This is a genomic window from Okeania sp. SIO3B5 (assembly GCF_010692555.1).
In the GTDB taxonomy this organism is placed as follows: domain Bacteria; phylum Cyanobacteriota; class Cyanobacteriia; order Cyanobacteriales; family Microcoleaceae; genus Okeania.
This window is the reverse complement of the sequence record NZ_JAAHHG010000230.1, coordinates 1-14,857: the sequence shown is the minus strand read 5'-3', so window position 1 is coordinate 14,857 and position 14,857 is coordinate 1. Positions and strand designations below refer to the sequence as shown.

Sequence of the window (14,857 nt, the reverse complement as noted above, 5' to 3'; positions counted from 1 at the left end):
GAAATTTGCCAAACCCTATCAGAAATAGCAGACTCAGAACAAATTCAATATGTTCTCGATCGCCTCGACAACAAAGGTTATTTAACCGAAGCAACTCCCCAACTCCCCCAACCAGTCGCTGCATTTTGGTCATTACTCAATATCGAACCGCAACTCGCCTCCGAATATCTCCAGAAAATCACAGTTTATGTTGCCTCAGTGGGAGAAACAACCACAGATTTATTAATCGAAAATTTGACAGCAATAGGCATAAAAACCAAGCTTTGGGAAAATTACCCACTAACATCAGACCAAAACGCACTATTAGTTGTTCTCACCGATGACTACCTACAACCACAGCTTGCGAAAATAAATGAAACCGCAGTCTGCGCTCATCAACCTTGGTTACTAGCAAAACCTGTGGGAGGGTTGCTGTGGTTAGGACCAATATTTGAGCCAGAAGATACCGGATGTTGGGAATGTTTAGCTCAACGTTTGCGCGGTCATCGGGAAGTTGAAGCGACAGTTTTGCGACAGAAACAAAAATCTCTTTCCAGCAAAAAATCTAGCGCTAGTAAAAGAGAAATTTCTGGATGTTTGCCTACTTCTTTTGGTTTCCTACCCTCAACTATGGCAACTGCTATCAATCTAATAACGACTGAAGTTGCCAAATGGATAGTACAACGAGATGGGGTGGAAATGCCTAACTTTACTACTCTTGCTGGAAAAGTAATTACCTTTAACCAGACCAACCTGACTACAGAAACTCATATTTTGAGTAAACGCCCTCAATGTCAAACTTGCGGTGATCCTAAATTGCTCAAAGACATGGCATTTTATCCTCTGACTCTCACCAGTAGCAAAAAACATTTTACCTCTGATGGCGGTCATCGTGCTTTCACTCCCGACCAAACAATAAAACGCTACGAACAACTGATAAGTCCCATTACTGGTGTTGTCAGTGCTTTGGTCCGAACCTCTGATCCCAAGAATCCTCTAATTCATGCCTACAATGCTATTCATAGTTTCGGTAGTGCCAAAACCCTCAGTGCTTTGCGTCGTTCCCTTAGTCATAAAAGTGGGGGGAAAGGCAAGAGCGATCACCAAGCTAAAGCTAGTGGTTTTTGTGAAGCGATCGAGCGTTATTCGGGAATATTCCAAGGAGACGAACCCAGGAAAAAGTCAACTTTAGCTGAATTGGGAGAGAAAGCTATTCATCCAGAAAAAATTTTGCACTTCAGTCCTACTCAGTACGCAAACCGCAAAAAATTGAATGCTAACAGTAAAATAGACCGCAATTGGATTCCCCAACCTTTTGATGCCAGCAAAAAAATTGATTGGACTCCGGTATGGTCCCTCACAGAAGATACTCGAAAATATTTGCCTACTGCTTGGTGTTATTATGCTTATAACTTGCCCACAAACCATAATTTCTGTGTAGCTGATTCTAATGGCAACGCTGCGGGCAATACCATAGAAGAAGCAATTTTGCAAGGATTTATGGAATTAGTAGAGCGCGATAGTGTGGCAATTTGGTGGTACAATCGTCTGAAGCGTCCATCAGTAGATTTAGCCAGTTTTGACGATCCCTATTTATTGGCAGTACAAGAATTTTATCAACAAAATCATCGCGAGTTATGGGTGTTGGATTTAACAACAGATTTGGGGATACCAACTTTTAGCGCAGTTTCGCGTCGAGTTGATGGGGAGTATGAGCGAATTATTACAGGTTTTGGAGCGCACTTTGACCCCAAAATTGCTATGTTGCGAGCGGTAACAGAAGTGAATCAGATTAGTTTGGGAATAGATGAAGAAGATGTTAGTCAAATGGAAGAAGGGATACAGGAATGGATGACGACAGCAACTATAGAAAGTCAACCTTATTTAGCTCCCAACCCAGAAATACCAGCTAAAGTTTATGGAGATTATCCTCTGGTTTGGAGTGATGACATTTATGAAGATGTTTTGACTTGTGTGAAAATTGCTCAAGGAGTAGGAATGGAAACTTTAGTTTTGGATCAGACTCGTCCAGATATTGAGCTAAATGTGGTTAAAGTTATTGTGCCTGGGTTACGCCATTTTTGGTCGCGTTTTGGGAGGGGTAGGTTGTATGATGTACCTGTGAAAATGGGTTGGTTATCTGAAGCATTGCCGGAAGAGCAGATGAATTCAATGGCGATAATGTTTTAATATAGCAGGGAATAGGGAATAGGGAACAGGGAACAGTAGGAAAAACATTTCCCTTTATATCGATTTTATGAAGCAGTTTTCAGGTATAGTATCAAGTCTCATTAATTAACCATAATAAATCAGCTATCTTTAGTCATCTTTAGATGACTTCTGCTATGAGCCAAGAAATTTATTTCTTGGCGGTAGACATTGCCACACAACTTTATCAGGGAACAGGGAACACTTAACTGGGAACACTTAACTGGGAACACTTAACTGGGAACAGTAGGAAAAACATTTCCCTTTATATCGATTTTATGAAGCAGTTTCCGAGTATAATATCAAATCTCATTAATTAGCCATAATAAATCAGCTATCTTTAGTCATCTTTAGATGACTTCTGCTGTGAGCCAAGAAATTTATTTCTTGGCGGATAACTTGGCGGATGACTATACCTGATGGCTCGCCAAGCCAAGCTTGACAGTAGTGATTTGGAAGCCTAAAATTCAAGCAAATTAAGCTCAAAATACACAGAGGAATAATCCGATGGCCAAGAAAAATCTGATGCCACAACAACAAAAGCCTGTGATTCGCTTGAACATTGAAAAATCTATAGAAGGACTTGAAGAAGAAAACTTGACCACTGGTTTCGCCTCCAGGGAGGGAATAGCCCCACAAGGTGCCAGGAGGAATCGGCCTTACAGATGCTCCTACGACGGTGACGCAGAATAACCCTGCTCTATCACAATAGACATCTCCAGAAAAGAGGGAGTAGGCAGTAGGGAGAAATAATTGATAATTTCTGTATGAAAATTGATTTTATTTTTTATTTTTGGAGATGTCTGATAAAAGTTGCTATATCAAAGCCAAGGATTTTAATCCTTGGCTAATAGCTTAAGTCATCTTAAGATGACTCTTGAGGAGTATGCCATCTTTATTATATTGTGGTTAATCAGTGCAACTTGATATCAAAGGCCAAAGAAGTTACTCCTATATAGTTCCCGTTTCCTATTCCCTATTCCCTATTACCTATTACCTATTCCCTTTGAAAAAAAATAAGACGCTCGTGCTGCTATTTTGAGCAACAGAGCGATCGCTTGAATAAATAACTATACTATGTAGTCGATTAAGGATTAACTTCACTCTCACCTACGGTAGGAGCAAGAGTATCACCAATAGCATTCTGTGATGGTTGTATAAGTTGCTGCTGTTTATTGCGAAACTGTGTCGCTGCATCATTAATACTGTCACGTTGTTCGAGCATATACTCTTTCATATTCCGGTTATTTCCCAGTCTTGAGTTATGAATAATGTCGAACATATTCAACCCACCGGAACCACTGAAAGGATCGGGGTTATCTACGGTTTGCAAATCCTTTAGAGGATTAACAGTATTAGTTTCATAAGATTCAGCAAAAGATGGTTGAGGTAGGAATATAGTAATTATTCCTGTGGTTAAGGTGCTGAAAATTATTTTTGTCAAAAGTTGGGTAGACATAGGTAGTATCTTAGTTTTTTTGGAAAACTTCAGATATACAGTATACAACTATTTTGATGATCTTAATAATCTTGTGGAATGGGCATCTTGCCCGTTCCCGCCCGTTCCCGATTAAACCAATTTATGCAAAACGACGACGTAATAAAGGTTGAATTGCAACTAAAGTCACTATATCAAAGACTAACAGTACCAATAATGCTGTACCAAAAGAAATATCAGCAAAAGGTGTTTCCATGATTATACTACCAATAGACCAGTCACTATGTAGATACAAATAGCGAATAGGCTCGATCGCATAAGTCAAAGGATTTAAACTTGCCACTACCTGTAACCAATTAGGCATAAAAGATAGAGGTGCTAGAGCAGTACTAGCAAACAGTAAAGGTAAGTTAGTTACAAAAATAACCGCCAAAAGTTCAATGTGCCCAGGTAAAGCAAAGGCCAGACCCAAACTTAAACCAGTCACGCCCACAACCAACATTAGGACAATCAGGGCGATAGTAGCTAATCCTAACGTACCAGGTAATCCAGCACCCAAAAATGCACCAGCACCGATGATTATTGCTGACTGAATAAAACTCAGAGTGACAATAAAGGTAGCTGAAGCTATGACAATAGAAAAACGGGATGTTAATGGAGCCACCAATAGGCGGTTGAGAAAGCCAAATTCTCGGTCAAACATTACTGGCAAACCAGCATTAAGGGCACCAGCAAAAGCGGTGAAGACAATAATACCAGCACCGAGAAATTGTCCATAGTTTTGACTTTCACCAAATAAACCTTGAGGTACATTTTGGAAAAGTGCCCCAAATAGGATTAACCACATCAGGGGTTGGATAATTCCAGCTATTAATGTCGAAGGGCGTCGTTTAAGTTGGATAAATAACCGACGGGTTAATGCTAGGGTTTCTTGGAAGAAATCTCCCACTACAGAACCAGAGGTTAAAGGTGTAGTTTTAGTGCCAGACAACAGACTAATATTTGCTTGGGAGGGAGTAATAGTACCACTCATATTAGATTTTAGATATTATTAGTGCAGAATGTATGGACAAAATATAATACAGCAATGTGGAAGTTAAAGATTTTTAACCTATTATTAATATTTTTCCACTGTATCCCAATGGCTTTTGCCCAATACACTGATAATTTTAACACTGCTATTTGACATACTCCCGACGTTGCGCTAACGCGACATGACGATGACGATGACGAACGCGGGATTCTTCAGTCAGAAAAAAAAGCTGACTGCTGTTTATACAGAGGTGATGTCCTCCCCCTGTGTTTAGAACAATTAAAATCTATTTATTTGTAATTGTCAATAGCTATCAATGCATATACTACAATATAAGATGTATACTACAAACAGAAAATCCCCGATGAACAACACAGATAGCGCCCGGCTTTCCCATACGGCGCTCCCCTCCGGGAGAGCGCGGGACTTCCCGCCGGGGGAGTTAAAAATGGCAGAATAGTGGAAAAGTGGTATAGCAAAAGAAAGAAGGAAGAAGGAAGAAGAAAGAAGAAAGAAGGATGAAGAAAAAAGCTTGCGTTGTCTGAATTTTAAGCTTTTGACTCTTGTTTGACTTTTCACCCGACTAAAGTACGGGTGATTCTAAGCAGTTGTTCCGAATCGATTTAAAAACACGATTGTGAAAAGCTACTAGCTGTCACTGGACTTGATTAATTTATTCCAGTGGTGGTAGCTCATATACCACCTACAGACTCAAATATGCTGACAAGAGTGCCACATACATCGCCCTTACTTTTGTCTCGCTTTCAGAATGGTTTTACACTTATGAGTGAGCTATAATATCATGTCCGGATAAGAGCGTGATCAAAAACTTTCTCCTTCAACTCCAGTTATTATTCTTCCAACTTCAGTCTTCCCCTCCTGGGAGGGGGAGGGGCGAGGGGTGGGTTGACTCCTGACTCCTGACTCCTGACTCCTAAGTCGTTATTTATTTATAACTGTTCAACCGGACATGATATAAATCCCTATCCTTGCTGCCTGTTTGTCTGTGCCGAGTGTCTTGGTAGAACCATGCTACCAGTTTCTTCCCGACTGGAGTTTCACCCCTACAAGCATTGAGTCTATGGGACAAACCTTGTTCCTACTTGCATTCATTAAAATTATCCCACGTTTTAGGATACTTGGGAATAAATCAACTTGTTTTCATCCAAAAGCTAAAGCCACTTGGCTTTCAACTGCACGTTTTTTTTGTAAAAATAAATAGATTACTTACATTAAAGAGGTTAGGTTATTCATGGCAATTCAACTCCAACAAGCTCTAGAAGTAGGAAAATATCTCCTGACTCAACGTCTCAAAGGGCGTAAACGTTTTCCCCTAGTTTTAATGCTGGAACCTCTATTCAGATGTAATTTAGCCTGCCCTGGTTGTGGAAAAATTCAGCATCCCAAGGAAATACTCAAGCAAAACCTCACACCTCAAGAATGTTTTGCTGCTGTAGAAGAATGTGGCGCTCCTGTGGTTTCTATTCCCGGAGGCGAACCTTTATTACATCCACAAATTGCTGAAATTGTGCAGGGGTTAGTCCAGCGGCAAAAATTTGTTTATTTATGCACTAATGGTTTGTTACTCGAAAATAATATAGATAAATTTAAACCTTCTCCTTATCTAACTTTTAGTATTCATCTTGATGGTTTACAAGCAACTCACGATCGATGTGTTGATCGACAAGGAGTGTTTGAAATAGCAGTTAAAGCCATTCGCGCTGCTAAAGCAAAAGGATTTCGAGTTACTACTAATACTACTGTATTTGAGGGAACAGATCCGAAACAAATGCAGGAATTTTTTGATTTTCTCGAAGGTTTAAATATTGATGGGATGATGATTTCTCCTGGTTACAGTTATGAGTGGGCACCAGACCAGGAACATTTTCTTAAGCGTCAACAAACACAATTATTATTCCGAGAAATTCTTGCTCCTTTTAAAGCTGGTAAAAAGAATTGGAATTTTAACCATAATCCTTTATTTTTAGATTTTTTGATGGGAGAAAAAGATAAAGATTATGATTGTACTCCCTGGGGTAGTCCTAGTTATAGTGTGCTTGGTTGGCAAAAACCTTGTTATTTAATGAATGAAGGATATTATCCTACTTTTAAAGAACTTTTAGAGGAAACTAATTGGGATAATTATGGTTATAAAAGTGGGAATCCTAAATGTGCTGATTGTATGGTTCATTGTGGTTATGAACCGACAGCAGCCATGGCAGCAATGGAGTTAGAAAATATTCCTCATGTTTTGGGTTCTTTGTTGAAAATTGGCGGTTAAATAAGAAGGAAGAAGGAAGAAGGAAGAAGGAAGAAGGAGTAAGTATTGATAAAATGGCAAGTGGAAAGTTGAGTTTGTTCTCTTTCTACTTGTTATATCATGTCCGGTTGAATAATTAGACAATGGTTGTCCGAAGGCAGGAGGCAGGAGGCAGGAGGCAGAAGGTTTTCTCAAGAGTGTCACCTTTATTTTATACACGCTCCGATGCTACCGGACATGATATTATCCCAATTTAAAAAAAATGTTACAAATAAACTGGCTAGTAAATAATTAATAATTAATTATTACTAGACAGTGCAAAGTTATTGAAATAACTATTGCTAGCTAAGGCTTTCAGCGATCTAAAGGTTAAAAACTCTTTATTCAGAGTTGTAAGTACTGTAAGGCTTTTACAGTAATACTTTCAGCCTTCAAAGCAAATTATTTTTGGGAAGAACTTTTTACTCTCCAGATTATTAATTATTAATTATTAATTATTAATAATTAATTATTAATTATTAATTATTATCACCTACCACTTCATTTTTAAGAGGCCACAAATCTTCTGTCGGCTGCATTTCTGGAGAAAAATGAATACCAATAGTATAGTGTATAAAAACTAATAATTAATTTAACATGAGTGAATTATTTAATGGTATTACCATTCAAGGTATTTTCGGTCTTGCTATAGGAATCTTAGTATTAGCGAGTACTCCAGGACCTGGTATTTTAGCAGCGACTTCTTGTGCTTTAGCATCAGGTTTTCGTTCATCCCTTTTAGTAATAGCGGGAATTGTTATAGGAGATATTATATTTCTTTTAATCGCAATTTTCGGACTAACATTAGTGACTCAATTTATTGACAATGCTTTTATTATCATTAGAGTCTTAGGAGGTCTTTATTTAGCTTGGTTAGGTTGGAAACTTTGGACATCAGCACCTATTAATCTAGAAAATGATGATGAAGCATCAAACAAAACTTATTTAAAAAATTTTACGGCAGGTTTAACTATTACACTGAGTAATCCTAAAGTTATTGTTTTTTATGGTGCTTTTCTTCCTGTTTTTGTCAACCCTAATGATTTAAAAGTAAATAGTATATTTTTAATTGCTACTCTTATTACCGTTATTCTTTCTCTAGTAATTGGATTTTATGCTTATTTAGCATCCCGTGCTAGATTATTCTTTAAAAGTGAAAAAGCTATGACTAATATTAATCGTATAGCTGGGACTGTTATGTTTGGTGTTGCTCTTTTAGTAATTTTAATTGGTTAATAATTAGGGCTTGCTGAATAAATATAGAATCCTGATGTATCATATTTCCTCATAAATCCTCTGTAATTTCCACTTCTCCTGATTCCTACCCTCACCCATAATACTTCCATAAGTAAACCCTAATTAAGATGAAAAACCCGATATTTTCAACTTTACTTAATCAAATTTTTTAACTCCCGCCAAATAGAAGATTGACTAGAAGTTGATGCTGGATGAGTTAAAATTCCCTGAGTAGGACTGAACAAAAAAGCTAATATAAATAACCCAAATGATACTAATACAATTGCCGGACCTGATGGTAAATTATAGAAGTAGCTAATATACATTCCACTAATACTAGATAAAACCCCTATTCCTACTCCTAAAATCATTACTTCGTATAGCTGTTTTACTAACAAATAAGCTGTAGCTGCTGGTGTAATTAATAAAGACAAAACTAACACTACACCCACCGCTTTGAGACTGGCTACAATTGTCAAACCAATTAACATCATTAATCCCAGGTTTAATAAATTTACAGGTAAACCTACTGCTTGAGCGCCCAAGGGGTCAAATGTGTAAAATAATAGTTCTTTATACAGCAATACTACTACTAATAAAACAATCACAGCAATAATTAATGTATCTCTCACATCCCCAATAGTTACACCGAGAATATTGCCGAATAAAAAATGATTTAGGTCAATTTTATTGTCTTTCTGAATAATTGTAATTAGTGTAATTCCTAGTGCAAAGAAAGCAGAAAAAACTATCCCCATTGCTGCATCTTCTTTGATTAGCGATCGCGTCCTAATTAAATTAATTAAAATCGTACTAATTACTCCGGCAATAAATGCTCCAATAAAAATATTTGCCCCTACTAAAAAAGCAACAGCTAATCCTGGCAATACTGAGTGACTAATGGCATCCCCTAATAGAGCTAATCTTTGTACCATTAAATAACTGCCTACTACTGCACAAATAATTCCAACTATTATGGCGACTAAGAGCGATCGCTGCATAAAACTATATTGTAATGGTTCTAGTAATGTTTCTAACATTAATGTTGATTTTTCCTTTTTTGTCTGTTTGATTATTTTGATTTTATAGCAAAAAATTCAGTGGTAAGTTAAAAATATTTGAGATAATTAAGTAAAATTTTATAGTTACAGCAGATTTCAAGTATATGAAGTACAGATATTAATAATTAAATGTTCCCAGTGCGAGCATCTTGCTCGCGAGGGTGTACCTCACCAAAGTGGAATCCGCTGTATCAATATAATTTCACGATAGTTATCTAACTTATCTATTTAATTATTCTCTCAACTTTTTCATCAAAAATTATCAGATGCAGTTGTATTTTATTAATAATTAATTGACCTAATTTATCTTGGAGAATATTTTCATAAGCTTGTTTATTAACAGCAAAATAAAGTAAACGTTCTGGTTCTAGCTCCGATAACACAGTTCGATAAATTTCATATTGCCCCACTGCTATTTGTAAATCGTTTATGGGAGAAAGACTAATAAAACTTTTGATTTATACAGCAATTTTTTTACCTTGTTTTTCGGCAGCGATCGCTGTTTTTTCTGCACCTAAATCAACATAAAGATGTTTACCTCCATAACCTAAATATAGAGGATTGTGAGTAATTGTCCAACCATCTATTTTTAATGCTTCAACAACCGTATTATGATAAATATCTCTAGCTGGCATTAGTTATTTAATAGTTTAATATTTCAAAGTATGTGCGATAGAGGTAAAATTGATTTGAACAATCAAACAGGTCGATAGATTGTCATTGATATAGGATAAATTTGATTTAGATTCAATTATTTTATATAGCAAAATATTCTAAAGGTGGCATAATAAATATTAGATAGTAATATAATAATCAATCCTAAAAAGAAAATAAAATGAGAAGAACAATTAACTTTTAAACTATTTCCTGGTTTTGGGACTTATATCAAATAAAACTTCTCGATCTAGATCCATCATACCAAAAGAGATAGTCATTTTTTATATTTTGTCTGTTTGATTATTTTGATTTTATTGCATTTAGATAAAAATTGTAATAAGTGGGAATTATTGTAAGCGATCGCCCACCTCCATAAAGAGAACTTTTCACCTTGAATCCACTATACCAAAGATGTAGTGTTTAGCATCAAGATTATCTTGAGTTTTTGTTAGTGTTCTTAACCGTAGAAAAATTTATTATATTAAGTTTATTCACATTTAGGAGATTATGAGAATTTAGAAATGGTAATATTATAGCAATAGCAAGGAACCCTTTTATTTATGAACAAAAATTGTGGAGTATATTTAAATTGTTTGAAAAATAAAAAATGATGGACAAAATTTTGAAACCTAAAAACCAAAAGGATGATGTTGTCGAAACTGATGAGGATACACCGGAAGAATATGCTACGGAGAATGCTAGTCTATATCCTGAAAATCTAATACAACAGGATATTGATATTAGAGAAAATCCCTATACTGTTTTTGAACTAAAAAGAAAATGCGAGCAAAACAAAATAATTCTCGATCCTGAATTTCAAAGAAATCCCAATATATGGACTCTAGAGCAGAAAAGTAAATTTATTGAGTCAATTATTCTGAATTTTCCTTTACCTTATTGGTATATGAAGCAAACTAAAAAGGGAGAATATATAGTTGTAGATGGATTACAGAGAACTTCAGCTATCCGAGACTTTATAGATAATAAATTTCAACTTACTGGATTAAAAGTTTTGCCACAATTAAACCATCATAGTTTTGATGATTTAAAAGAACTATCTGGAGATTATGAGACTAGAATAGAGGATAAGAAAATTTCTTTATATGTGATTCCATATTCTGCACCATCACGCATTCTTTATGATATTTTTGAGCGAGTAAATACTGGAGGAACAAAACTAGAAAGACAAGAAATTAGGAATTGTATTTTTAGTGGTAAATCTACAAAGCTCTTAAAAGAATTATCAGAGAAAGATTATTTTAAACAGGCAATTGATTATGGTTTTTCTGATAAAAGAATGAAAGATAGAGAGCTGATTTTACATTATTTGGCTTTTAAGATATGTAATGATTATCGCCAAGATTATCAAGGTGATATGAATAAATTTTTAGAAGATGCTATGCAAAAAATAAACGCAATGTCGGAGGATAAGATAGATGAATTAAGAAATGATTTTGAAAGAGTGATGAAATTAACTTATGATTTTTTTGCACAAGAAAATTTTCGTTTGCCAACATATAGAAGTAGAGGAAAAGTTAATATGATTATGTTTGAATCTATTTCTTACTTTTTTTCAACACACGACGATGAATTTTTAGAGCAACACAAAGAAACTATTAAACAAAATTTTGTAAAATTACGGAAAAATTCAGAGTATGTTGGTTCAATTAAAGGAGTTAAATATGATAAAGATAAAGTCATTAAAAGATTTGATTTAGCACAAAAAATTTTGGGAGATGTTTAGCAATGTTCACTAAGATAGAATTAGAGAATTTTAAGTGTTTTCGAGAAAAAACAGTTTTTCCATTGGGGCAATTAACTTTGCTCACAGGTATTAATGGAAGAGGAAAATCTAGTTTGCTTCAGTCTCTACTATTAATGAGGCAATCAATTGAATATGACAATCGTACAAATAAGTTGATTTTAAATGGCAACTGTCTTAATTTAGGTAGATTTGATGAAATTAGAAATACAGGTACATCAAGAGAAAAACCTATATATTTTAATTATTTTTATGATAACAAAATAGGCTTAGAGCAAAATGAAATAATAACATCACAAGGAAGTGTTAGTTATTCTTTTGTTGAAGATATGAACGATGATTTAGTTGCTGCACTTACAGAGTTTGAAATTCATGGAAACCTTTGTTCCTCATCAACAAATAATTTTCGCTTTTATTGCAAGGTATTTGAATTAGATAGACGCCTTAAAGATAATCAAACTATTTTCAAATTTATTCCTGACCAAATCTTAGAAAGAGAATTTGAGCATTATAATCAAAAAATTTTTCATAAGTTGTTAAACTTTTCAGCTATTCATTATATTTCTGCTGATAGAATAGGTCCACAAGATTTTTATTTGAGATCGACTCTTCCTCAATTTCCTAATGTTGGTTTAAAAGGAGAACAAACAGTTAATTTACTTCACAGAATGAAAGATGAATTAATCAATGATAAATTATATTTAGGTGAAGATGCGCAAACTTTAATAATCCAAACACAAGAATGGCTGAATAAAATTTTTGATGGGGCAAAAGTTGAAGTTTCAGGTTCACAAACTAATATACTAGAACTAATGTTAAATAGTAGTTTATCAAAAGATCGTTTTCGCCCCGCTAATATTGGTTTTGGATATCATTGTATTTTGCCTATTATTGTTTCTGGACTTATCGCCAAAAAAGGAGAAATGTTAATAGTAGAAAATCCTGAAGCTCATCTACATCCTAAAGCACAATCTGAACTAGCTAAATTTTTAGCAAAAGTAAGTAATTGTGGCGTACAAGTATTGATAGAATCTCATAGCGACCATATTTTAAACGCATTGCGAATTGCTGTTCTTGATAATATTTTAACTAATGAAGAATTAAGTATCTTATATTTTTCTCAAAAAATTGGTGAGTCTGTTATTCAAATACCTATTGATTCTGATGGCAAGATAGAAGAATGGCCTGATGGATTTTTCGACCAAATGGATAAAGATTTCGAGCGTCTTTTTGGGATTTAAAATAATGATTAAAATTGAAATCTTTATCAATGAAGTTTCTTTAAAAGGACAATACTCGACTCAAAAAGAATTTGAAGATGCTTTAATAATAATCAAAAGTATTTTTGAATTAATTAATTCTCTAAAAAAAGAAAACATAGAACAAAAAAATTATTATACTGATGTCCTTTGGGATTCTCATGTAATCAAGGATGTCATTTTCAAAGAAAGTTTTAATAAAATCAAGCGAAAAGATTTGAAAATAGCAATTAGAAATATTATATTTAATAAAGTAAATCTCAAAGACTGGCAGGAAGAAAGAATTCATTCTGAAGAAGATAATTTTGATTATCTGGATGGTGAAGATTACAAAGATGCAGCAAATACATCCTTAGCAGAAGCGACAGAAAGACAATTAATTAATGTAGATTCAAAGTATTTATTGATTAATTTTATAGATTCTTGTTTTCAATGTCAGCATCAGGAGATTATAGGATGTAATTCTATCTCTATTGTTAAAAACAATGACATAGAAAATCTAATTCAATTAGATAGTATTGATAAGAAAGTTGGATTAGAAAACTGGCTGGAAACAAGTTGTCAATTAAGTCAATTTAACTATGATGAATCTTGTACTAATCCCCCTAATGATAAGCAAACTATCTTAAGAGATACTAATAGATTTGAATCTACTCAAAAACAACATGATGGTAGAAAAATTTATAAAGAGAAAGAAACTGGATATATCTGGTATGTGGATAATCTACATTATGGAAAATCTGCCCATTTAGAAGTTTTTGATAAGACAGGTAAAAATCATATTGGAGAATCAGATTTAGAAGGCAAGATTGATAGAGCAAAATCTGATAAAAATAAAAGTGTTTAAAAAGTAAGGTAGAAGGAAAAGTTGCGATCGCAGTTGACAGTTGTGCATCTACCCAAATTATCATACAACTAGCACGGGATGATTAAGTTTACAGGAAGCATATAAAAGCGCTGCTTGCAGATCCTTGGCTTCTAGATCGGGCATTTCTGCTAAGATTTGTTCGGCATTCAGTCCAGCCGCAAATAAATCTAGTACATCCGATACCCTAATTCTCATGCCTCGGATGCAAGGGCGGCCACCACATTGTTTAGGATTAATTGTAATTCTTTTCAGTAATTCTGACATTTATGTTTTACTCCAGAATGAATTTTAATCTTACTATATAGGATATTTAGAGAAAAAATCTAACTAATAGGAATTACTTCAAGCGATCGCTCATTAGGTGAAACGAGTATTGTTTTTTAAGATCGAGGTTAAAGTTAGCTGCTGCAAGTAACCTTTGCAACAACATCGATCGAATTTGTCGGTCTGATCCAGTCAAATTTTTATGCCTGGTTTCTTCTAATTTCAGGTATCAAATGAATTTTTGTTTGTTCTTCATAAGCATCTATCTGATGCAAAAAACCAGTATTCTTGTTATTAGATTTGAGTATCAAGTTTATGAAAGAATCAATATTGTTTAATTGCTTCTCCGATAATGAATCAAAATCGCTTATTATTTTATCCCTAGAATTGGTATTTATATAATTAGTAAATTTAGCCATCAAACCAACAAAAACATCTGAAGCCTGAACAAACAAATTGCTTTGCGAATTAACAAAGGAATAGTTTTTTATTTCTTTGCCGTCATCATTAATTTTGTAGCTGGTAATAATTTTTGAAATAGTATCCTCATTATCAAAAATATGATTTGAATTATTGAACAAATATATAGGTCTTAGATAAAATTGCAAAAAATCCTTTATCAAATAACTATCTTTTTCACCCATTATAAATGGAAGTGAATCCTTTTTATTTGCCTCTTTGAGTATTTGTCTGAGAGATTCTAATCCAAAATGGAATTCTTGCGTATCAATATATTCGTCAAATATTGAAATTAGTTCTTCAATGAATTCTGAAACTGATTCCTTTTTAATAT

Annotated in this window: 13 protein-coding genes and 1 pseudogene; 7 read left to right on the top strand and 7 right to left on the bottom strand. The window is 34.4% G+C overall.

Going from position 1 to position 14,857, the window contains the following annotated elements; genetic code table 11:
- Positions 1 to 2,169 (top strand): TOMM precursor leader peptide-binding protein (locus tag F6K54_RS25340; protein WP_293083599.1); only part of this gene is annotated, 2,169 nt, incomplete at its 5' end.
- Positions 2,170 to 2,694: 525 nt separating this feature from the next.
- Positions 2,695 to 2,880 carry a DUF5837 family cyanobactin class RiPP gene (locus F6K54_RS25335; RefSeq protein ID WP_293083596.1) on the top strand — a complete coding sequence of 62 codons (186 nt, stop codon included), beginning with the start codon at positions 2,695 to 2,697 and terminating at the stop codon, positions 2,878 to 2,880.
- A gap of 394 nt (positions 2,881 to 3,274) precedes the next feature.
- Here F6K54_RS25335 and F6K54_RS25330 read toward each other — a convergent pair whose 3' ends face one another.
- Together F6K54_RS25330 and F6K54_RS25325 are read right to left on the bottom strand one after the other, a co-directional pair.
- The gene (locus F6K54_RS25330) at positions 3,275 to 3,646 is read right to left on the bottom strand and encodes a hypothetical protein (protein WP_293083593.1); all 372 of its coding nucleotides are present in this window, start codon (positions 3,644 to 3,646) and stop codon (positions 3,275 to 3,277) included.
- 121 nt (positions 3,647 to 3,767) lie between these two features.
- Entirely contained in the window at positions 3,768 to 4,658 is an 891-nt protein-coding gene (locus tag F6K54_RS25325) for an ABC transporter permease (protein ID WP_293083590.1), read from the bottom strand.
- A 1,252-nt stretch (positions 4,659 to 5,910) separates the two neighbouring features.
- On the opposite strand from F6K54_RS25325, the gene hpnH reads away from it, so the two are divergent.
- Positions 5,911 to 6,939, top strand: coding sequence for an adenosyl-hopene transferase HpnH (gene hpnH / locus F6K54_RS25320; protein WP_293083587.1), 1,029 nt, complete (start codon positions 5,911 to 5,913; stop codon positions 6,937 to 6,939).
- Between the two features lie 615 nt (positions 6,940 to 7,554).
- Positions 7,555 to 8,193 (top strand): LysE family translocator, encoded by a 639-nt coding sequence (locus F6K54_RS25315; RefSeq protein WP_293083584.1) that lies wholly within the window; start codon positions 7,555 to 7,557, stop codon positions 8,191 to 8,193.
- A 152-nt stretch (positions 8,194 to 8,345) separates the two neighbouring features.
- On the opposite strand, the gene F6K54_RS25310 is transcribed toward F6K54_RS25315, so the two are convergent.
- Positions 8,346 to 9,233 carry a metal ABC transporter permease gene (locus tag F6K54_RS25310; protein WP_293083581.1) on the bottom strand — a complete coding sequence of 296 codons (888 nt, stop codon included), beginning with the start codon at positions 9,231 to 9,233 and terminating at the stop codon, positions 8,346 to 8,348.
- 245 nt (positions 9,234 to 9,478) lie between these two features.
- Positions 9,479 to 9,889 (bottom strand): annotated as a pseudogene (locus F6K54_RS25305) (XisH family protein).
- A gap of 629 nt (positions 9,890 to 10,518) precedes the next feature.
- Here F6K54_RS25305 and F6K54_RS25300 point away from each other — a divergent pair.
- From F6K54_RS25300 to F6K54_RS25290, 3 genes are read left to right on the top strand one after another with little or no spacing between them, the layout of a single operon-like run.
- Positions 10,519 to 11,655 (top strand): DUF262 domain-containing protein, encoded by a 1,137-nt coding sequence (locus F6K54_RS25300; protein WP_293083579.1) that lies wholly within the window; start codon positions 10,519 to 10,521, stop codon positions 11,653 to 11,655.
- Positions 11,656 to 11,657: 2 nt separating this feature from the next.
- Complete coding sequence (locus F6K54_RS25295; protein WP_293083576.1) at positions 11,658 to 12,914, top strand: DUF3696 domain-containing protein; 1,257 nt, start codon at positions 11,658 to 11,660, stop codon at positions 12,912 to 12,914.
- Between the two features lie 4 nt (positions 12,915 to 12,918).
- A complete protein-coding gene (locus F6K54_RS25290; RefSeq protein WP_293083573.1) occupies positions 12,919 to 13,779 on the top strand; it encodes a hypothetical protein in 861 nt (286 codons plus the stop codon).
- A 60-nt stretch (positions 13,780 to 13,839) separates the two neighbouring features.
- On the opposite strand, the gene F6K54_RS25285 is transcribed toward F6K54_RS25290, so the two are convergent.
- From F6K54_RS25285 to F6K54_RS25275, 3 genes are all read right to left on the bottom strand, one after another.
- Positions 13,840 to 14,064: a DUF433 domain-containing protein gene (locus F6K54_RS25285; protein WP_293083570.1), complete on the bottom strand. Its 225-nt coding sequence runs from the start codon at positions 14,062 to 14,064 to the stop codon at positions 13,840 to 13,842.
- Positions 14,065 to 14,137: 73 nt separating this feature from the next.
- Positions 14,138 to 14,260 carry a hypothetical protein gene (locus tag F6K54_RS25280; RefSeq protein ID WP_293083567.1) on the bottom strand — a complete coding sequence of 41 codons (123 nt, stop codon included), beginning with the start codon at positions 14,258 to 14,260 and terminating at the stop codon, positions 14,138 to 14,140.
- 4 nt (positions 14,261 to 14,264) lie between these two features.
- Positions 14,265 to 14,857, bottom strand: a 593-nt coding sequence (locus F6K54_RS25275; protein ID WP_293083564.1) for a DUF3800 domain-containing protein, incomplete at its 5' end; no start/stop codon positions are given.